This is a genomic window from Bacillus cereus group sp. N11, from assembly GCF_016483605.1.
Classification (GTDB): Bacteria; Bacillota; Bacilli; order Bacillales; family Bacillaceae_G; genus Bacillus_A; species Bacillus_A toyonensis.
In genome coordinates, this window is the sequence record NZ_JAEHBN010000008.1 from 14,696 (window position 1) to 34,190 (window position 19,495).

The window sequence follows — 19,495 nt, forward strand, 5'->3', positions numbered from 1 at the left end:
AACTTTTTTGATTTTTTTCTGAAAATTCTGTTTTACATATGATATACTACAACTAATAAGAAGGAAAATAATATTGCAAACAGAGGGGGATAATCATGAGTTTACTTATCGCACTTATACTAGGAGTTTTATGCGGAGCTATTCCTGTTATTTTAGGAGCTATTATGGAAGAGTTAGAAGTTGGTGTTTTAGGTTTTGTCGCCTCTTGTGTAAGCGCTTTATTTTTTAGTTTATACGGCGCTATTCCTGTTGCTATTCTGTGCGCATTTTATATATTACGCCACGCTCGCTCAAAACAATTTGGCGCTAACCACATGGCGCAAGTTATCCCGTTCCCGGTTGAACGGTGCCGTCGAGCTTCTAGCTTATAATTATAAAAATGAAATATATTTACCTAAATAAATAAAAGTCCTCAAATGAGGACTTTTATTTATTTTCTTCTAGAAATTGAAACAATTCTTGTAGATGTAACGCATCTTCACTATAGCTAACAGACACATGACATATATCGTCAATCTCAGCTTGCATATAAAGATCCACTCCATCACGATCATATTTTAATGCCAAATAAAACTCCATTTCTTCTAACATCTTTTTTGAGGTTCGAATGACATAATGCCCTTTCTCATCTCTTCCATATTCAAAGTTTGGTTCAAAATCATATTTTTGTTTAAAGGCTTCCTTTTGTTTTTCATTGATTTGTATACAAGTTGCTCGCTGCACAGCATCAATCATCTCATCAAACTTTTGGAGATCCATCTCATTTACCCCCTTATATACTTTTTATATAACACTTGTGTTCCGCTATTTTCTTCTCCATCCATAATTAACTCTTCATACAATTCTTTCGCCAAGCTTAAACCTGGTACTGGTAATTGTAATTTTTCAGCCTCATCTAAAGCGATTTTCATATCTTTCATAAAATGCTTTACGTAAAACCCTGGCTCAAAGTCTCCTTTTAACATTCGAGGAGCTAAATTATTTAATGACCAACTACCTGCTGCACCTGTTGAAATACTCTCTAATACTTTATCTGGATTTAGTCCAGCCTTTTTCGCGTAAGCAACAGCTTCACATACTCCAATCATGTTGGATGCAATTGCAATTTGATTGCACATTTTCGTATGTTGTCCACTCCCAGCTGGTCCTTGTAACTGAATATTTGTTCCTAGTTTTTCAAATAACGGTAAACATCTATCATATATGTCTTTCTCTCCACCGACCATAATTGCAAGTCTTGCTTCTTTAGCACCAACATCTCCTCCAGATACTGGGGCATCTAACGTAAATACATTCTTTCTTTTACCAACTTCATTTATACGTTTTGCCAATGTTGGTGTAGATGTCGTAAAATCAATGGCTATCGTGCCTTCATTTGCATTCTCTATAATCCCTTCACTTCCAAAGTACACTTCTTCAACATCATGTGGATATCCAACCATAGTCATTACAACATCTACTTGCTTCACTAACTCTTTCGGTGTATCACACCAATTTGCACCATCTTGTACTAAAGAATCTGTCTTCGCTTTCGTTCTATTATATACATATACTTTATGACCTTCTTGCATTAAATGACGAACCATACTTTTTCCCATTACACCAATACCGATGAAACCTATTGATAAAATTTTGTTTTCCATATTCTCATCCCCTTTGTTCTAATAAATCATTTACCATCTTTCGAAACTCATTATTAAAATCATCATCCATACTATTTTTCACATTTGAAAATAAAATAACAAAAGTCCCTTTTTCTTTATTAAAATTATTGAAAGTGTTCCAACCAGATAGTACACCATGATTATGAAAATAATCTGGGTATATATAAAAACTAAATGCATATTTCCGTTCTTCTGAAGGTGAAAACATCGCTTGCATACTTTGTTCAGAAAGAAGTTTCCCATTTATAATTGCTTCGTCTAATTTCTTCATATCTCCAACTGTCGTATACATCTCGCCGCAACCGTATAACCAATCCATTGACAATTTTTGTGCAGGTTCAAGTACATTATCTTTCTTAACGTACCCTTTAGTAAAATGCTGATCTCCCGGAGCCATATTTCCCATACCAGATTCGTGCATTTCTGCTTTAATAAATATATTTTCTTTTATGTAATCTCCTAACGTTTTTTTTGATATGCTTTCTATAATATAAGCAAGCACCATATAATTATAATCTGTATATCTCCAACCTGCTCCTGGTGGAAACTCTACTTTTTGACTTCCAATCCAATTTACTAAGTTTATACGAGAAGCCGCATTCACTTTTCCTTTGCCGCTTTCCGGTAAACCCGATGTATGCGTTAATAAATGATATAAAGTGATATTTTTATCTGCTGGAAATGAAGGAATATATGTATTTACATTTTCCTGAATGTTTAATTTCCCTTGTTCTTGTAGCTGTAAAATAGATGTAGCAACTACTGTTTTCGTAATAGAACCGATACGATATTTTGTTTGAGGTGTATTTTCTATTTTATTTTGAACATCAGCATATCCATATCCTTTATTCAATATAACACGCTCTTTATCAGTCACCAAAACTGTCCCATTAAATTGCTTTCCTACTAAATATTGATCTAATTTTTGAGATATACTAGCATAATCAATTTGTCTCTCTTCTTTTTCTTCTATATTATCTTGCACTTCTGACCCAATAGCCGGGGCCACATTAGTAGTTAACACTGTTTGTTCCATTACACTGGGAGCATAGAAAGCATAGTATACTCCGCCGCAAACAACAGTACATAGTGAAGCAACTACTATTATTTTTTTTATCATATTGTTCCTCCATAATTACTTCATTACATATGGTCTCCCTACTACTATTATCAGGCAATAAAAAAAAATCGCAACAATTAGTTGCGAAAAATCACATTTTTTCTTTTCTATATATACATACCTGATTTTTCCCATTTTTTTTCGCTTCATATAATGCAATGTCCGCTCGCTGCATTAATTCTTCTCTTGTAATTCCTTTCTCATATAACGCTACTCCAAAACTCGCTGTTAATTTCGAAATTCCAGAGAATTGTTTTGTTTCAATAAAAAAGCGCAATGATTCTGCAACTTGAAATGCTTCTTTTTCTACTGTATTTGTCACTAATATAATAAATTCTTCTCCTCCCCATCTTGCAAATACATGTTGTTGCTCTACTTTAGACTTCATAAGTTCTGCAAGTTGTATTAATGCTAAGTCTCCAAAATCATGACCATATGTGTCATTTACTGTTTTAAAATTATCTATATCAAATAATATAATTGCCATTTTTTCATCGTTACGTATTACATTATCCCACTCTACCTCTAATATTTGTTGGAACTTCAAACGATTATAAATCTCTGTCAATGAATCTATCATGGCAAGTCTTTCTTGTTCTTGATAGATTTCATCTAATTCTGTAATCTCTGTACACTTTACAATAAATCTCGATAAATCTTCTGGTAACGGCGTCGCACGTAATAAAAAAGTTGATACAATTCCTTCATAATTAGACATCTTAATTCTTCTATCATATGATAATGTATCATCTAACCATGTTATATCATGAGTCGTCGAATAATATCCATTTTCTCTAATAAAATGTTCGGCAAACACTAAATGTTGCTCACGATAATCAAACAAATTTTCATATCCAAAAAACTCTAAAAAATTCGTATTACAATCAACAATCTCATCATCTTCTACTATAAATAATAGATCATTGTGAAAATCAAACATCATCTGCAGTAGTTCTTGTTGCAAACTTACTTGCCGCACTAAAGAAAGTTGATACAAACTTTTATTTACTTCTTCTAAAACTACTTGTGGAGTTACTGGTGCTATCACAATATTACGTATTCCTAACGTAAGCACCTCTGTAAACTCATTTGTTATTTGTTGATCCCAAATGACAATGAATGTACTATGTGGATTATACATATTCTTTATATATTTTATTTGAGAAAAATCTGTTACATACATAATTACAATATGCGGTTTAGTCTTATGAAACAATAGTTCTCCTTCTTCAAAACTATTTGCTATAAACATGCATTTGGGATGAATATTTTCAATCGTTTGTTGATGTGTGCATCCATTTTCTATATAAAGGACATTTAACTTAAGATCTTGTAGTACATTTTGGAAAACCGTATTCTCTAATAAAAAATGTAGTATGTTCATCACTAGTCTTCACTCACTTCATATATCTTGTTCTACAGAATTCCTCACAAACGTTTTATAAATAGCTATTCCCAAAAACTTTAATGCGTGAGGGATACATAGCAACAAGCTAATTGAGAATGTAATCTTCGCTTTTTCACACTATAAATTCCTTTTTTAGTGTATGATTATAGGAATTGTATCGTTTGTATGAATGCCCTAGCTTACTCTTTAAAACTTGACAATTAAAATAAAGATATTATATTCTTAAACTCGACAACTTACAAAATGTAAGTAGAAGATATTACATTTATTTTTAAATAATTTGATATGTAATTTGGAGGATATATAATGACAAACGATAACTTTTTTAACGTTCTATATGAACGCACGTCTACACGTGCATTCAACCCAGACAAAGAAATTTCATCGACAGAATTACATGAAATTTTAAAAGCAGCTGCACAAGCACCTTCTGCTTGGAACCTACAGCACTGGAAATTCCTTGTTTTCCAAGGAGAAGATGTACAAAAACGATTACATCCAATTGCTTATAACCAACAACAAATTCTCGATGCTTCTGCAGTAGTCGCTGTTTTAGGTGATTTAGAAGCTTATAAAAATGTTGCACCCGTTTATGGTCCAATTGTTGAACAAGGCTTTATGAAAGAAGAAGCAAAAGAGCGTTTAGCTAAAAATATTGAATCTGCATATACTCGTGAACAATTTCCAAGAGATGCTGCTTTTTCAAATGCATCTTTAGCAGCAATGCAACTTATGCTTGCAGCTAAAGCAACTGGCTGGGACACTTGCGCTATCGGTGGTTTCAATCCACAAGCACTTACAGAAGAATTCAATGTTTCATCTCGATACGTACCAATTATGCTTATTACAATTGGTGAATCAACTTTAAAAGGCCACCCTGCACCACGAATGAGCGTAGAGCAAGTGAGTGAATGGGCAAAATAGTAAAAACGAAGGTAATTTCATTACCTTCGTTTTTTTATACTCTGTCACACATCCGTAATATTACAATGTGTTATTGGATATCTACAGATAGATAAACAGTACAGTTTATGTTAATTCCATAAACAAATATGACGTTTTGTGTCGAAATTTGTTAAAGTATCGAAATATAACCGTGTATTTTTGTTACAATTATGATACAATGATAACAAATAGATAACAAGAGAGGGATTTTCATTGAGTTCATACGGAAGCTTTATCGCACTTTTAAGTTACATAGTAACTGTACTACTTCTATATTTTATTGGCGATGCTGCAAACATATCAGTGTTACAATTCCCAAAAGAAGAAGCGTTCCAATTAGACGCAGAAAAACATACTGCACGATCCATTGCACCATTACTCTTAGCTCTCCCAGTATATATCATTGTTTTATATAAAAGTAAAAAAGTGTAAAGCCTACCTATTTCATTCATTTTGGTGGTCTTTACACTTTTTTGTGATATTTCCCCTATTTTAAACATCATTCCGTACTAAACACCCAGCTAGTCTTTTAAAATGAGAAAATACCCTAGAAAAAATTCCACGCTCTGTCCAGTCACTAACTACCGAACTTACATAGATTATAAGTGTGAAGGGGGTGATGAGGATTATGTTTGGATCATTTGGATGCTGTGATAACTTTAGAGACTGTCATCATCGTGAAAGAGAGTGTGACCATCGCGACCATCGTGAGAAAGAGAGAGAGGTAAAACCACAACAACCAGCTGTATGTAACGTACTTGCTAGCATTTCAGTTGGAACAGAGCTTTCTCTTTTAAGCATTAGAGGTAATGGTACTTTCAACAATGTAATTTTTGAAGGTTTCGCTAACGGTGTTGCTCTTTTCTCTGCTTTAGCTCGTAATAACAAAGACGACAAAGATAACAATAAAGACGATAAGAACAATCAAAATCGAAATACTTTTACTGGTATTTTACGTGTATGCCCAACTGATATCGTTGCAATCGCTATCTAATTCTGTCTCTTATCCTCGATAGTAAGCAAATAAGATTTACTTTTCTCATAGAAAAAACCTGAGACCGATTTCAAATCGACTCAGGTTTTTTTATTGATTATATGCTTTTAACTAATTCAACAACTTCTTCAGCAGTTGACATTGTTAATGCTTTTTCTGCTAATGTTTCCATTTCTGCTTTTGACAACTTGCTTAGTTGTGTTCTTGCAGGAAGGATAGATGTTGCACTCATACTGAACTCATCTAAGCCTAATCCTAATAATAATGGGATGGCAAGTGAATCTCCCGCCATCTCACCACACATACCAGCCCATTTGCCCTCTTTATGAGCAGCATCGATAACCATTTTTACAAGACGTAAAATAGATGGGTTATATGGTTGATATAAGTAAGCTACACGTTCGTTCATACGGTCTGCAGCCATTGTGTATTGGATTAAGTCATTTGTTCCGATAGAGAAGAAATCAACTTCTTTTGCGAATTGATCTGCTAATACTGCTGAAGCTGGAATTTCAACCATCATACCCACTTCAATAGAATCAGAAACAGTTGTACCCGCTTCTACAAGCTTTGCTTTCTCTTCTAATAAAATCGCTTTCGCTTGACGGAACTCATCAAGAGTTGCAATCATTGGGAACATAATTTTTAAGTTACCGTATACGCTAGCACGAAGTAATGCACGAAGTTGTGTACGGAACACATCTTGCTCATCAAGACATAAGCGAATTGCACGGTATCCTAAGAATGGGTTCATTTCTTTTGGTAAATGTAAGTATGGAAGCTCTTTATCTCCACCGATGTCAAGTGTACGAACAACAACAGGTTGACCTTCTTTTACACCTTCAAGAACTGCTTTATACGCCTCGAACTGCTCTTCTTCTGTTGGAAGATTGTCACGGCCCATGTATAAAAATTCTGTACGGTATAAACCAACGCCTTCTCCGCCATTATCGATAATACCTTGTACATCATTTGGTGTTCCGATATTAGCAACAAGCTCAACGTGATGTCCATCGCTCGTTACAGTAGCTTGGTCTTTTAATTTTGCCCATATTGCTTTTTGCTCTTCAAATTTCGCTTTCTTTTCTTCAAAAGAACGAAGAGTTTCTTCCGATGGGTTTACAATTACTTCTCCATCTAAACCGTCAATGATTACGATATCGCCATTTTGGATTTTCTCCATAACAACTTTCGTACCAACAACTGCAGGAATTTCCATAGAACGAGCCATAATTGCAGAGTGAGATGTACGTCCACCGATATCAGTCGTGAAACCTTTTGCATACTTACGGTTTAACTGAGCTGTATCAGATGGTGTTAAATCTTCAGCAATAATGATTACTTCTTCAGAAATTGTACCAGGGTTTGAGAAGTTAATTCCTAGTAAATGTGCAAGAACGCGTTTTGTTACGTCACGAATGTCCGCAGCACGTTCTTTCATATATTCGTTATCCATGTTTTCAAACATAGAAATAAACATTGATGCAACTTCATCCATTGCAAATTCAGCATTTACTTTTTCGCTATTTACTTTATCTTTTACCGGGTTTACTAGTTCTGGATCATTTAATACTAATAAATGTGCTTCAAAGATCGCAGCTTTATCAGCACCCAGCTCAGCAAAAGCGTGGTCCTTAATTGCTTCTAATTCAGTTTTTGCTTTCTCAAGCGCAGCGTCTAAGCGTGCAATTTCAGCAGCTTCGTTTGTAATTGATTTCTTTTCAATGTTAAATTCAGGATTCTCAAGTCTGAAAGCCTTTGCAATAGCAATCCCACTTGATGCAGCGATCCCTTGAATATTAAGAGTCATTATTCTCCTAATCCTTCGTTTTTCATAGTTTCTTCGATAGCTGCTAGTGCTTGAGCTGCATCATCACCATTTGCAGTGATTTTAATTTCTGCGTTTTGTTGAATGCCTAAAGACATAACGCCCATGATTGATTTTAAGTTAACGTTTTTTCCGTTATACTCTAAGTTAATGTCAGAACCAAATTTGCTTGCAGTGTTTACAAGTAGAGTTGCTGGACGTGCATGAATTCCTGAGTCGCTTGTTACTTTAAAGATTTTTTCCATGATAATTTATCTCCTTTAAATTACAGTTTTTTTTAGTTGTATAGACGTGAGTACTACATCATCTATTGTATATAATAGGCGATGTTCGGTCAACCACATCGCCTATTATAATTATAAACATTTTGCGTCAAATTCCTACTGAATGTCAATAATAGCGTTTTCGCCCTTCTTAACATTTCCACCTTTTTTCAATTCGACTTGTTGCCCTTGTTGTAAATTTGTAAATACAATTGGCGTAATAATAGATGGTGCATTTTCTTTTACGAATGCAAGATCTACTTTTAATAATGGTTGTCCTTGTTTCACTTTGTCGCCTTGCGCTACAAGTGCCTCAAATCCTTCACCATTTAATTTTACAGTATCAATACCAAAGTGAATTAATATCTCTTTTCCACCCTCAGATTGAATACCAATCGCATGCTTTGTAGGGAATACATTGACGATCTCACCATTAACTGGAGAAACTACTGTTCCTTCTGTTGGCTCGATTGCAAATCCGTCTCCCATCATTTTTCCTGAGAATACTTGATCAGGTACTTCTGTAATCGGTAAGATTTTCCCTTCAATTGGTGATACGATTGTTTCATTTTCATCAACTTTTTGAGGAGTTTCTTCTACCTTTACAGGCTCTTCTTTTTCAACATGAGGTGTACGACCTGACATAATATCATGAATTTGTGATTTTAATGTGTCAGATTTTGGTCCAAAAATAGCTTGAATGTTATTTCCAACTTCAAGTACACCAGCCGCTCCAAGTTCTTTTAAGCGGTCTTTGTTTACATTCTTTTGTTCGTTAACTTGAACACGTAAACGAGTAATACAAGCATCTAAAGAAGCAATGTTTTCTTTACCACCAAGTGCTACTAATACTTCTCGAGGAAGTTCACCTGCTTCTGTTTTTCCTGCGCCGTCATTCGCATTTGCTACTTCACGACCAGGTGTTTTTAAATTCCATTTACGGATTGCAAAGCGGAATCCGAAGTAGTAAATAACTGCTAGTACAAGACCAACAATAATTACCCACCACCATGCTGTACGGCCTGGTAATACACCGAATAACATAAAGTCGATTAAACCACCAGAGAATGTCATACCAATTTTAACACCTAAAATTTGCATTGTCATAAATGATAGACCAGCAAATACAGCGTGAATTCCGAATAATACTGGTGCTACGAATAAGAATGAAAATTCAAGTGGTTCTGTAATACCTGTTAAGAAAGATGTTAATGCAGCAGAACCTAAAATACCAGCTGCTAATTTTTTATTTTCTGGACGTGCTTCATGGTACATTGCTAAAGCTGCTGCTGGAAGACCGAACATCATGAACGGATACTTACCAGTTGTAAATGTACCTGCTGTTAATTCTACACCATCTTTTAACTGTGCCATAAAGATTTTTTGGTCACCGCGGATTAATTCGCCAGCCGCATTTGTGTACTGACCAAATTCGAACCAGAACGGTGAATAGAAAATGTGATGTAATCCAAATGGAATTAATGAACGTTCAATTAAACCAAAAATGAATGCTGCTAACGTTCTATTCGCATCAATCATTTGATGTGAGAACGTATTTAAGCCACCTTGAATGTATGGCCAAATGAAGCACATGATAATACCTACTACTAAAGAGAATGTTGCAGTTGCGATCGGTACGAAACGCTTACCTGCAAAGAAACCTAGGTATGAAGGTAATTCAATATTGAAGTATTTATTATAGCAATATGCCGCTACTATACCGACGATAATACCACCAAATACTCCTGTTTGTAGCGTTGGAATTCCTAATACATTCGCATATGCTGGATCTGCAAATCCAATTTTCACTGGGTCTGCTCCAGAACTTGTTACTTTTACTAACTTATCTACTTCTAAGAACACACTCATCGTTTTGTTCATAATTAGGTAGCCAACGAATGCTGCTAAACCAGCTACTCCGTCTCCACCTGCTAAACCAATTGCTACCCCAACTGCGAATAATAATGCAAGGTTAGCGAAAATAATATCACCAGATTGTTCCATAATTTTTGCAACCATTACGAACCAATCTGCTTTTAAAGCAGGAATAACATTTGTTAACTGTGGATTTTGAAATGCATTACCAAATCCAAGTAAAATACCTGCTGCCGGTAAAATCGCTACTGGAAGCATTAACGCTTTCCCGACTTTTTGAAGAACACCAAAGATCTTCTTAAACATGGAAACCCTTCCTCTCTTATCTATATTGATACCTTCCGACAAACGCCAAAAAGGCATGAGGAAAAAAAGATAGAACGATAGCTATACAAAGGGTAGTATATCCCTTTCTCTAGCTTACATTCCTGGCTTTTCTCCACTCATGCCTGATCGAATCAGTAACACGTGTCAAAAATAGGTTTACGTATAAGTTCACTATAATTAAGGCAAACGTTTTCGTTACTTACCTTAATGTGTTTGTCGAAATTTGTATAACTTTGCAATAGTTATTATACATAACTATTGTAAGCGATTCAATGATTTTTTTTAACGTTTTCATTTTAGACAAAAATATATGTCTTTTTACACATGCTCCGCTTTCACTAATCGTTGCAAGTGCATTGTTAAATAAATACTTTCAGCTTCATATACAGGCAATTGCAATTCTTTTTGCATGACCTTAACCAGCTTCCAGGCTAAATTATAACAGACGGGATATTCTGCCTTTAATAAATCAGCAAAGCTTTGTGATTCCTCAACTTTTTCTCCCTTTTTCACCCGTTCAATAGCATATTGTAAATGACGAATAAGGCGCAAATAGTGAATACTTTCTTGGTCTAATGTAATTTGTAAGCTTGTTTCAATTAAAGATACAAGTTGTGCAATGAGACGGGAGTTTTGATTAACTGAAGATAAATCTGAATTTGTAAGTGAACTGTAAATATGGAGTGCAATAAAACCAATTTCTCCTTCTGGCAATGTAATTTGCAAACGAGAATTTAAAAGGTCTACAACACCTTCAGCAATTTCGTATTCTTCTGGATACAGCATTTTCGTTTCAACCAGAAAAGGATTATCTATTGTAAGTCCTTGTTTTAACCGCTTAACTGCAAAAGAAATATGATCTGTTAAAGCGATGTGAATATGTTCATTTAATGGCGATTTTGCCTTTTCTTGAATGTAGAACATAATGTCATTCATTAATTCAATTAATTTTTCACTCACATGCGGCACTAACAGTTTGTATTGTTCTCGATCACGTTCATTTTTTAAAACAAACATTTTTTCAATTTGTTCTTGCTCCAATACATCTTTCGCTTTTTTTCCAAATCCAATTCCTTTACCAATCACTACTACTTCCTCGTGTTCAGGATGGCTAGCAATGATGACATTATTATTTAAAACTTTTTTAATTTCTAGATAATTACTCATATAACACCACCCTCGTACTTAAATAGCCTGCTTTTATGTTACAGAATATTCTTCTTTGTCGTCAATGTAAAACATCTACCATTTAATAAAAATTCATTTTTTAGACATGTTTGTATAGGATGCGTATAATGTAAGGGCAACTGTACATAGAAAGGAGATTGCAACATGATTAAAATGTTTGTAAGTGATATTGATGGAACAATGATGCAACACGGAGGTTTTATCGACGAACAAGATATTATCGCTTTGCGCAGCTTAGCTGAACAAAATGTAATTCTTTGTTTCGCTTCTGGAAGACTTGATAATGAAATTGCAGACTTAATGAGAGCGGTTAATACAAATTTCCATCGCATTAGTGTAAATGGTGTTTTTGTATATACACATGAAAATAAGAAGCTATTATCTGCAACTTTCGATTCCAGCATTCTTCCAGATTTGTTAGCTATGACAAATGAAGACCCTTATTTCCGTTATGTAAGTGATGAACATAGCTACTACATTGAAGAAAAAACACCGTTTATTCATGAACTTGAACAACAAGTAACGATGACTTCTGTTGAAGAACCTAATCTATTACAGAAAATTGATGATACAATTTTTCCAAATAAAATTTCTGTCGGTGGAACGAAGGAAAGCTTACAACTCCTTCAGAAAAAAATTGATGAAAAATTTCATGGGAAAGTTAGCACCTTCATTTCAGCAGAACAATGTTTAGATGTAATGCCACCTAATATTAGTAAAGGTTCTGCTATTTCTATTTTATTAAAAGAATTTCAAATACAACCAGAGGAAATTGCTTGCATAGGGGATTCTTATAATGATATTCCAATGTTCTCTTTAACTCCTCACAGTTTTGCTATGTCTCAAGCAGATGACGCAGTAAAAGAGCACGCTCACTATGTAGTAAATACGGTTAAAGATGCTGTTAACCACGTAATTACTCATAATAAAAATACGACTCACTCCTTATAAGGATGAGTCGTATTTTTATTTCTTTACATGTTAAACACTTTAAAATTTACTGTACTTTACAAACTGAAATATATTATTTGTTACGTGCGATGTTTGTAATAAATTTATAACGATCCCCACGATAAATACATTTCACATACTCTAACGGTATCTCACCTTCTGAATATGACCATTGGCGCATTACAAGCACAGGCGCCTTTTTAGGAATATGCAGATGTTCAGCTTCATTATCCGTTGCAATGGAAGCTTCAATTGATTGAGTAGCGCTAACAAGCTTAAAGCCCAGTTTTTTCTCTAAATGTTCATATAAAGATTGTTGCAATATTTCTTCGTTAATATCTTTTACAAGAGCTGGCGACAAATATGTCGTCTCAAAAGCAATCGGTTCATCATCTGCTAAGCGAATACGCCTCACTTCATAAACCGACTCCCCCTCCTGTATTCTCAACCGGTCTGCTATTTTCGCAGTAGCTGGAACTAGGCGGAAACTAAGTAATTGACTACTTGGGTTCATCCCGCGAGAAATCATATCTTCTGTGAATCCCGTCATTCCTTGCAATTTTTGTTCCACTTTCGGAAGTTGGACAAACGTTCCAATTCCACGTTTCCGATATAAATAGCCTTGTTCCACTAAATTATTAATCGCCTGTCTGATTGTCATACGACTCACTTCGAACTTATCACAAAGTTCATTCTCAGATGGGATTTTGTCTCCCGGCTTCCATTCGCCGTCCTCAATTAGCTGTTTCACCCACTCTTGAATCTGATAATAGATCGGAAATGGTGAATACTTGTCGATGTTCATCAGCAATCGCCTCACTGCATAAAGATAGAGCTTCTTGATCAGCGATTACGGTTACATTCGGATGACGTTGTAAAACTGTAGCAGGACACGCTTCACTATATTCACCTTGCAATAACTCTTTAAGTGCTTCTGCCTTTTTAGGCCCCATAGCAACAAGTAGAATTTGTTTTGCTTTCATAATGCTTCCAATTCCCATTGTAATCGCATGAGTTGGCACATCTTCTTCTTTTTCGAAGAAACGAAGGTTTGCTTGGCGTGTAGATTCTGTTAATTCAACAATGTTAGTTGGAGAATTAAATGCTGTTCCTGGCTCGTTAAATCCGATGTGACCGTTTTCACCGATTCCAAGAATCTGTAGGTCAACTGGGTTAGCAGCTAGAATGCTCTCGTAACGTGTGCACTCTTCCTCTAAATCACTTGCCATCCCGTTTGGTACATAAGTTTGTTTAAATGGAAGATAATCAAACAACTGTTCTTGCATGAAATAGTGATAGCTGTTTTTATCTTCGTGTGGTAAATTTACGTACTCATCTAAGTTTACAGTGGTTGCATGACTTGTATCAAGTTTATTTTTTCGCATTTCTGCATAAATACCTAACGGAGAGCTTCCTGTAGCCATTCCTAATGTTGGATTTTCTTTTGATTTTACAACTTCTTCAATTAATTTATAACCTGCTTCTGCTAATTCTTCTGGAGTTTTTACAACAAGAATATTCATTTAATTACTTCCCTTCCTTCATATGAATTCCTAAACGAACGGTATCATATACATGTAAATTTTCAGTCATCACAACAAAGTCTGCATCTTTCCCTACCGCTAACGCACCTTTATTATTTAATCCAAACTCTTCTGCCTGGTTAACTGATGTCATACGTACTGCGTCTTCGATTGAACATCCTGTAAATTCAATTACATTTCGGAAAGCTTGATCCATTTTTAGAATACTACCAGCTAACGTTCCATCTTCTAATCGAGCACTACCATCTTTTACATGTACTGGCTGTCCGCCAAGTTCATATAATCCATCTTCAAGACCTTTTGCTCGCATTGCGTCAGTAATGACACTTACTTTTTTCGGTCCTTTTAATTTATATGCTAATTTCACCATATCAGGGTGAATATGAATGCCATCTGTAATTACTTCAACCATTACATCTGGATTTAATAACACATGACCAACAACTCCTGGTTCACGGTGATGTAATCCACGCATTTGATTGTACAAATGTGTTGCATGTGTAATGTTTCTATTTTTTAGTTGCGCATCAATTGCATCTGTATGCCCCATTGTGCCAACAACACCAGTTTCAGCAAGATACTGTTCAAACTCTAATGCCCCTTCTTCCTCTGGTGCATATGTTACTAACTTAATTAAATTACCGCTTGCTTCCTGCCATTGTTTAAACTGTTCAATATTCGCAGGAACGATATGTTCTAGTGGTTGTGCACCTGCACGTTTTTTTGAAACATACGGTCCTTCTAAATGAATATATTCGAAATGTGCTCCTTTTTCTTTCGCTTCCTTTGCAGCACTTAGTGCCGCTTCTATCGCTTCTGGAGCTTGTGTCATTGTTGTCGGGAAGTAAGTTGTAACCCCTTCTTTTAACATTTCTTTACCTAGAGTTACTAATCCATCGCTATTTGCATCCATCGCATCAATATCGTATCCACCATGAATATGAACATCAATCATACCTGGAATTACAATCTTCCCTGTAGCATCAATAACAGTTTCATCTTCTTGTGGTACATATTGAGCCATCAAACCAATTTCTTTAATTGTTTCTGCGTAACGAATAAATCCGTTTTCCACTACTTCTTGACCTGTGTAAATTTTGGCATTGATGACAATTTGCGTTTTCATTTTCATCGACCCTTTCCCATGAACTTTCCTACTTGTTCTTATTACCTTATTCGCCTAATTCCATCTTAATATACGCACGAGTAGTTGTCTATACATTCTAATAAAATTTCCATTTTGTTTAACGAAACATATATTATAATTACGTCTCTCGTAATTATAATATATGTTATTCATTTTTTCCAAAAAGGGACGGTCTCCATCTCTAATGTATGAATTACTTCAATAATGGCATGAATCCACTAGACCCTATCATAATATGTTCCCCATCTGTATTCACTTCTACAGTGCGTTTATTTGTTCCATATATCATTATACCGTGCCGTTTCAATCTCCTTACTACACTTTGGTGAGGATGGCCATACGGATTGCTACTCCCATACGAAAGAATAGCGAACTGTGGTTCTACTTTTTTTATAAACGTTTCACTTGTTGAAGTATATGAGCCATGATGCCCAACTTTTAATATATCTGCATGTACATCAAATTGCTTTAATATCTCATGTTCCGTCCGTACATCAGCATCGCCCATCAATAAAAAGTCAGCCTTTCCATATCGAACCTTTAAAACAATTGAGGATTCATTATTTTCATCTTTCGATTTCCCATTGTTTAATACCTGTATAGAAACATGTGGATCTAGCGGTATATATTGTCCTTCCTTTACTGAAACAAAAGGTATTCCCCTTTTCTTAATATTATTTCGATACGTATGATATGTAAAAGAGCTATATGTTTTTCCACTATCTAGTATAAGTGAGACCGGCATTTGCTCTACAATCGGAATTAGTCCACCAATATGATCCATATCAGGATGCGTACTGACAATAACATCTAAATGGTTTATCCCTTTTTCGATTAGTTTTTGAATAATAACCTCTCCTGCTTCATAAGGTCCTCCATCAATTAACATTGTTTGTCCATTTGGCAATACAATAAGTGTTGCATCACCTTGTCCAACTTTTAAAAAGTTCACTTGCATTTTACTAAGATGTTGCCGCTGCATATGTAAAGGAGACGTAGCATGAATAGACATCATATATCTTTTAGCTGAGGTACTATTTAAAGAAAAACATAATAAAACAGAAATTAACAACAAAATACTTCGTATACCCTTCATAACTCGTCTCCTTTTTTTCACTTAGTATGGCACGGGATATAATTGATATACAAAAAAAGCTTAGCAAAATGCTAAGCTTTTATTTTGATATTTCTTGTAAAGAACCGAAGAATAAATCTGCTTCATTCATTTGTTCACTCTCTTCAGAAAGTAGCGGTAAATCATCTAATGTTTTCAATCCAAATGTGTCCAAAAATTCTTTTGTCGTTCCATATAAAATAGGACGCCCTGGACCTTCTGCTCGGCCAGTTTCTTTTATAAGTAAGTGTGAAACTAACGTTTGTAGTGCCTTGTCCGTTTTTACCCCTCGAATCTCTTCCATTTCTGTCCTTGTAATCGGTTGACGATATGCAACGATCGCTAACGTTTCAAGAGCAGCTTGAGAGAGTGAGGCAGCTGTTGGGATATCTATTAATTTCTGATAGTACGAAGCATGTTCTTTCTTTGTAGCAAAGCGATATACTTTTGCATATTGTACAATTTGCAAACCGCGATGTGCACCTTCATATTCTTTTTGCATTTCTTCTAAAATATCTATTACTTCATTCACTTCAATTTCAAGAACTTTCGCTATTTGTTCTGGATAAATCCCTTCATCACCAGAAACAAACAAAAGCCCTTCAATGATTGATTTTTGTTCTTTTCTATCCATTGCCCGAGCTCCTTCCTCCTATTTTCTCATTAAAAATACACATCAAAAAACCGAATCACAATCAATGCGTTCGGTTCAATATTTCTTTTCTTGTTCCAAACGATTCATTAAAACGTAACATGAGATAAACTGTTTCTCTATCCCATTTCCCATACAAGCTCTATGCGGATTTATTAGAACTCGATACAAAAATTTCATCAAAATTATGTTCTTGTTCTATGCTAATTTGTTGTTTTTTCATAAGCTCAAGAACCGCTAAAAATGTTACAACCATTATTTCACGTTCTTCATCAGCAAACAAATCATAAAAACTTTGACGGCCACCTTTTATTTCTAACTGTTTTAGAATATCAGCCATTCGTTGTTCAATTGGTATTTCTTGACGAGTAACTCGTGCTGTTACAGGTTTCTTTGCTTTTTTACGGCGCATTAATTTTTGAAATGCCGCTAGCATATCATATAACGTAACATCAAGAGGTAAGCTTGTCTCCTCTTCTTGTTGCAACGATGCAAAATCAATTGGCGGACGTGTATATAGCTGTGCTCTTTCTTGTTCTCTTTCTTTTAACTCAGTAGCAACTTGCTTATATTTCTTATATTCAATTAACCTCTCCATCAATTCTTGACGAGGGTCATCTATAAAGTCATCACCATTATCAAGTACATCTTCTTCATGTTTCGGCAACAACATTTTACTTTTAATTTGCAATAACGTTGCAGCCATTACTAAATACTCACTTGCAACATCTAATTGTAGTTCTTTCATCGTATGGACATAAGACAAATATTGTTCTGTAATATCCGCTACAGGAATATTATATATATCAATTTCATAACGATGTATTAAATGTAACAATAGATCTAAAGGCCCTTCAAAAGCCTCTACTTTAAAATTATACTGCACAAAGCATCCCACCACATTTTTTCTATAACAACATAAGTATAGAGCATACTCATGTTCTATCCAACCTTTTTAAGAAATTTAATTAAAAATAGACCTATGCCTATGTCATCATGCCCACAGCTTCATATGATAACAGTGTAGTAAGAACAATGTAGGAGGTCAAAAAACTATGGGTCACGTTGATTGCGGTTTTAGCGGTGGGTTCGCATTACTTGTTGTACTGTTTATTTTACTAATTATTGTAGGGGCAGCTTGCTTCTGCTAACATGAACAATAAACGACTAGGGAAAATCCCCTAGTCGTTTATTGTTCATATTTCTATGATACACTTGTATTTATAACCGTTAGATAGGGGCGAAAAATATGTATCCTACCGAATACATACAATTTTTAATTCATTTTCACGGAGACTATGACTATTTTGAATGTCACGAAATATTGGAAGAGTATTGGAAAACCAAACCGAGAGGAAATCGTGATGATTACTTAGTCGGTCTCATTCAAGTGGCAGTTTCTTTATACCACCAAAGACGCACTAACTGGAATGGCGCCACAAAGATGATGAAAAGTGCAATCACAATTTTAGAAAAAAACAGTGCACTTTTACAACGTTTAGGAATCAATCAAGCGCAACTTCTACCCTTACTCAATGAAAGAGTGCAATCTATACAAAAAAAAGAAAGTTTTGTACCGTTATTTTTACCATTATCGGACACATCATTGGAAAAGAAATGTATGCAGTTATGTCAGAAACAAAACCTTCCGTGGAAAGATATGAACGCTACTCCTAGTGAATATATCCTACACAAGCACACATTACGTGATCGAACAGAAGTCATCACTGAACGCAAAGAACAATTACAAAAAAGAAAGCAGAGATAATAAACTACTTATCCCTGCTTTCATGAATGTATATTTTGTTCAAGCCCTTTACACTTTTCGCAAAAACTTGCTGTTTGCTCATTTCCGCAAATTGTAAACTCAAGAAATTTGCTCTTTAACTCTTGAACCATCATCGTCCCAATTCCCATATGACGATGAGACGGGTTCACACTCAAATGCTGAATTTCTAATACTTGATTCTCTTTTTTTACAATCCCCATTATTCCAACAAAATCTTCATTTTGCTTCCACAAATACAATTGCCAATCCTCTTTCGCTTCATACTCTTTCATTGTCAATTGTAATGTTTTCACATCTTTTTCAGTTGGCATAAACGAAAGAAGCCCCATTGCAATTTTTTCATAACTTTTTTTAAAACGAATTAACATAACCCTTATCCCTTCTTACAAAAGTTACAAACTATGAATTCCCTCAATCACTCTTTTCATATCACATTCATTTTACAATATTTTCAACAGAGTGAGAAGAGCCTAAAACAACTTGATAATCATACAAAGCGAAAAGAAGAAAGTCAAATATATGTTTCAGTACTATTTCTTTCTAAGTAGATTTAAAAAAAAGACAATGCTATATGATAGTTAAAAGTAACATCCGCTACTCATTACCGCTTCATTATTAGTCACCATAGAGCAACTTAATTCTAGCAAAATTAATATAATAAAAAATGTTTATTGAAACATATAATC

General features: G+C 34.9%; 22 protein-coding genes. 7 read left to right on the plus strand and 15 right to left on the minus strand.

Annotated features, from left to right (window positions below; all coding sequences use genetic code 11):
* Positions 1 to 95 precede the first annotated feature (95 nt).
* A complete protein-coding gene (locus JDS98_RS14475) occupies positions 96 to 371 on the plus strand; it encodes a hypothetical protein (protein WP_097958032.1) in 276 nt (91 codons plus the stop codon).
* 55 nt (positions 372 to 426) lie between these two features.
* Here the strand turns inward: JDS98_RS14475 and JDS98_RS14480 are convergent, their stop codons facing one another.
* The 4 genes from JDS98_RS14480 to JDS98_RS14495 form a co-directional block, all read right to left on the minus strand.
* Positions 427 to 759 (minus strand): DUF3909 family protein, encoded by a 333-nt coding sequence (locus JDS98_RS14480; protein WP_000365606.1) that lies wholly within the window; start codon positions 757 to 759, stop codon positions 427 to 429.
* Positions 760 to 764: 5 nt separating this feature from the next.
* On the minus strand, positions 765 to 1,643 hold the full coding sequence (locus JDS98_RS14485) for an NAD(P)-dependent oxidoreductase (RefSeq protein WP_000428222.1): 879 nt from the start codon (positions 1,641 to 1,643) through the stop codon (positions 765 to 767).
* Between the two features lie 4 nt (positions 1,644 to 1,647).
* A complete protein-coding gene (locus JDS98_RS14490) occupies positions 1,648 to 2,784 on the minus strand; it encodes a serine hydrolase domain-containing protein (RefSeq protein ID WP_000591854.1) in 1,137 nt (378 codons plus the stop codon).
* Between the two features lie 91 nt (positions 2,785 to 2,875).
* Positions 2,876 to 4,168, minus strand: coding sequence for a GGDEF domain-containing protein (locus tag JDS98_RS14495; RefSeq protein WP_001023176.1), 1,293 nt, complete (start codon positions 4,166 to 4,168; stop codon positions 2,876 to 2,878).
* Positions 4,169 to 4,498: 330 nt separating this feature from the next.
* Between JDS98_RS14495 and JDS98_RS14500 the strand changes: the two genes are divergently transcribed.
* The 3 genes from JDS98_RS14500 to JDS98_RS14510 all read left to right on the plus strand — a co-directional run bounded on the left by JDS98_RS14500 (position 4,499) and on the right by JDS98_RS14510 (position 6,131).
* Positions 4,499 to 5,116: a nitroreductase family protein gene (locus JDS98_RS14500; protein ID WP_000180373.1), complete on the plus strand. Its 618-nt coding sequence runs from the start codon at positions 4,499 to 4,501 to the stop codon at positions 5,114 to 5,116.
* Between the two features lie 234 nt (positions 5,117 to 5,350).
* A complete protein-coding gene (locus tag JDS98_RS14505) occupies positions 5,351 to 5,569 on the plus strand; it encodes a hypothetical protein (protein WP_000100489.1) in 219 nt (72 codons plus the stop codon).
* 196 nt (positions 5,570 to 5,765) lie between these two features.
* Complete coding sequence (locus JDS98_RS14510; protein WP_000468033.1) at positions 5,766 to 6,131, plus strand: DUF3915 domain-containing protein; 366 nt, start codon at positions 5,766 to 5,768, stop codon at positions 6,129 to 6,131.
* A 97-nt stretch (positions 6,132 to 6,228) separates the two neighbouring features.
* On the opposite strand, the gene ptsP is transcribed toward JDS98_RS14510, so the two are convergent.
* The 4 genes from ptsP to glcT form a co-directional block, all read right to left on the minus strand.
* Positions 6,229 to 7,941 (minus strand): phosphoenolpyruvate--protein phosphotransferase, encoded by a 1,713-nt coding sequence (gene ptsP, locus JDS98_RS14515; RefSeq protein ID WP_000174209.1) that lies wholly within the window; start codon positions 7,939 to 7,941, stop codon positions 6,229 to 6,231.
* Positions 7,941 to 8,204 carry a phosphocarrier protein HPr gene (gene ptsH, locus JDS98_RS14520; protein WP_000411080.1) on the minus strand — a complete coding sequence of 88 codons (264 nt, stop codon included), beginning with the start codon at positions 8,202 to 8,204 and terminating at the stop codon, positions 7,941 to 7,943. The genes ptsP and ptsH overlap by 1 nt, the downstream gene beginning before the upstream one ends.
* Before the next feature lie 135 nt (positions 8,205 to 8,339).
* Complete coding sequence (gene ptsG / locus JDS98_RS14525) at positions 8,340 to 10,403, minus strand: PTS glucose transporter subunit IIABC (protein ID WP_097958031.1); 2,064 nt, start codon at positions 10,401 to 10,403, stop codon at positions 8,340 to 8,342.
* Positions 10,404 to 10,742: 339 nt separating this feature from the next.
* Positions 10,743 to 11,591: a glucose PTS transporter transcription antiterminator GlcT gene (glcT, locus tag JDS98_RS14530; protein WP_000073868.1), complete on the minus strand. Its 849-nt coding sequence runs from the start codon at positions 11,589 to 11,591 to the stop codon at positions 10,743 to 10,745.
* Between the two features lie 165 nt (positions 11,592 to 11,756).
* On the opposite strand from glcT, the gene JDS98_RS14535 reads away from it, so the two are divergent.
* Complete coding sequence (locus JDS98_RS14535) at positions 11,757 to 12,563, plus strand: Cof-type HAD-IIB family hydrolase (RefSeq protein ID WP_000594219.1); 807 nt, start codon at positions 11,757 to 11,759, stop codon at positions 12,561 to 12,563.
* Between the two features lie 73 nt (positions 12,564 to 12,636).
* Here JDS98_RS14535 and phnF read toward each other — a convergent pair whose 3' ends face one another.
* From phnF to scpA, 6 genes are all read right to left on the minus strand, one after another.
* The gene (gene phnF, locus JDS98_RS14540) at positions 12,637 to 13,368 is read right to left on the minus strand and encodes a phosphonate metabolism transcriptional regulator PhnF (RefSeq protein WP_073990542.1); all 732 of its coding nucleotides are present in this window, start codon (positions 13,366 to 13,368) and stop codon (positions 12,637 to 12,639) included.
* Positions 13,298 to 14,086 carry a glucosamine-6-phosphate deaminase gene (gene nagB, locus JDS98_RS14545; protein WP_001024199.1) on the minus strand — a complete coding sequence of 263 codons (789 nt, stop codon included), beginning with the start codon at positions 14,084 to 14,086 and terminating at the stop codon, positions 13,298 to 13,300. Before nagB ends, phnF begins: the two co-directional genes overlap by 71 nt.
* Positions 14,087 to 14,090: 4 nt before the next feature.
* A complete protein-coding gene (nagA, locus tag JDS98_RS14550) occupies positions 14,091 to 15,233 on the minus strand; it encodes an N-acetylglucosamine-6-phosphate deacetylase (protein WP_000856952.1) in 1,143 nt (380 codons plus the stop codon).
* A gap of 214 nt (positions 15,234 to 15,447) precedes the next feature.
* Positions 15,448 to 16,350, minus strand: a complete 903-nt coding sequence (locus tag JDS98_RS14555) for a ComEC/Rec2 family competence protein (protein ID WP_000676376.1) — start codon at positions 16,348 to 16,350, stop codon at positions 15,448 to 15,450.
* A gap of 79 nt (positions 16,351 to 16,429) precedes the next feature.
* Positions 16,430 to 17,002, minus strand: coding sequence for a segregation/condensation protein ScpB (gene scpB, locus JDS98_RS14560; RefSeq protein WP_000375175.1), 573 nt, complete (start codon positions 17,000 to 17,002; stop codon positions 16,430 to 16,432).
* A gap of 160 nt (positions 17,003 to 17,162) precedes the next feature.
* On the minus strand, positions 17,163 to 17,906 hold the full coding sequence (gene scpA / locus JDS98_RS14565) for a segregation/condensation protein A (RefSeq protein ID WP_016109056.1): 744 nt from the start codon (positions 17,904 to 17,906) through the stop codon (positions 17,163 to 17,165).
* 169 nt (positions 17,907 to 18,075) lie between these two features.
* On the opposite strand from scpA, the gene JDS98_RS14570 reads away from it, so the two are divergent.
* Together JDS98_RS14570 and JDS98_RS14575 are read left to right on the plus strand one after the other, a co-directional pair.
* Positions 18,076 to 18,171, plus strand: a complete 96-nt coding sequence (locus tag JDS98_RS14570; protein WP_000510194.1) for a YjcZ family sporulation protein — start codon at positions 18,076 to 18,078, stop codon at positions 18,169 to 18,171.
* Positions 18,172 to 18,269: 98 nt separating this feature from the next.
* Positions 18,270 to 18,788 (plus strand): DUF309 domain-containing protein, encoded by a 519-nt coding sequence (locus JDS98_RS14575; protein WP_000283583.1) that lies wholly within the window; start codon positions 18,270 to 18,272, stop codon positions 18,786 to 18,788.
* 20 nt (positions 18,789 to 18,808) lie between these two features.
* On the opposite strand, the gene ribT is transcribed toward JDS98_RS14575, so the two are convergent.
* Entirely contained in the window at positions 18,809 to 19,177 is a 369-nt protein-coding gene (gene ribT, locus JDS98_RS14580; protein WP_000908405.1) for a GNAT family N-acetyltransferase RibT, read from the minus strand.
* Positions 19,178 to 19,495: the final 318 nt, after the last annotated feature.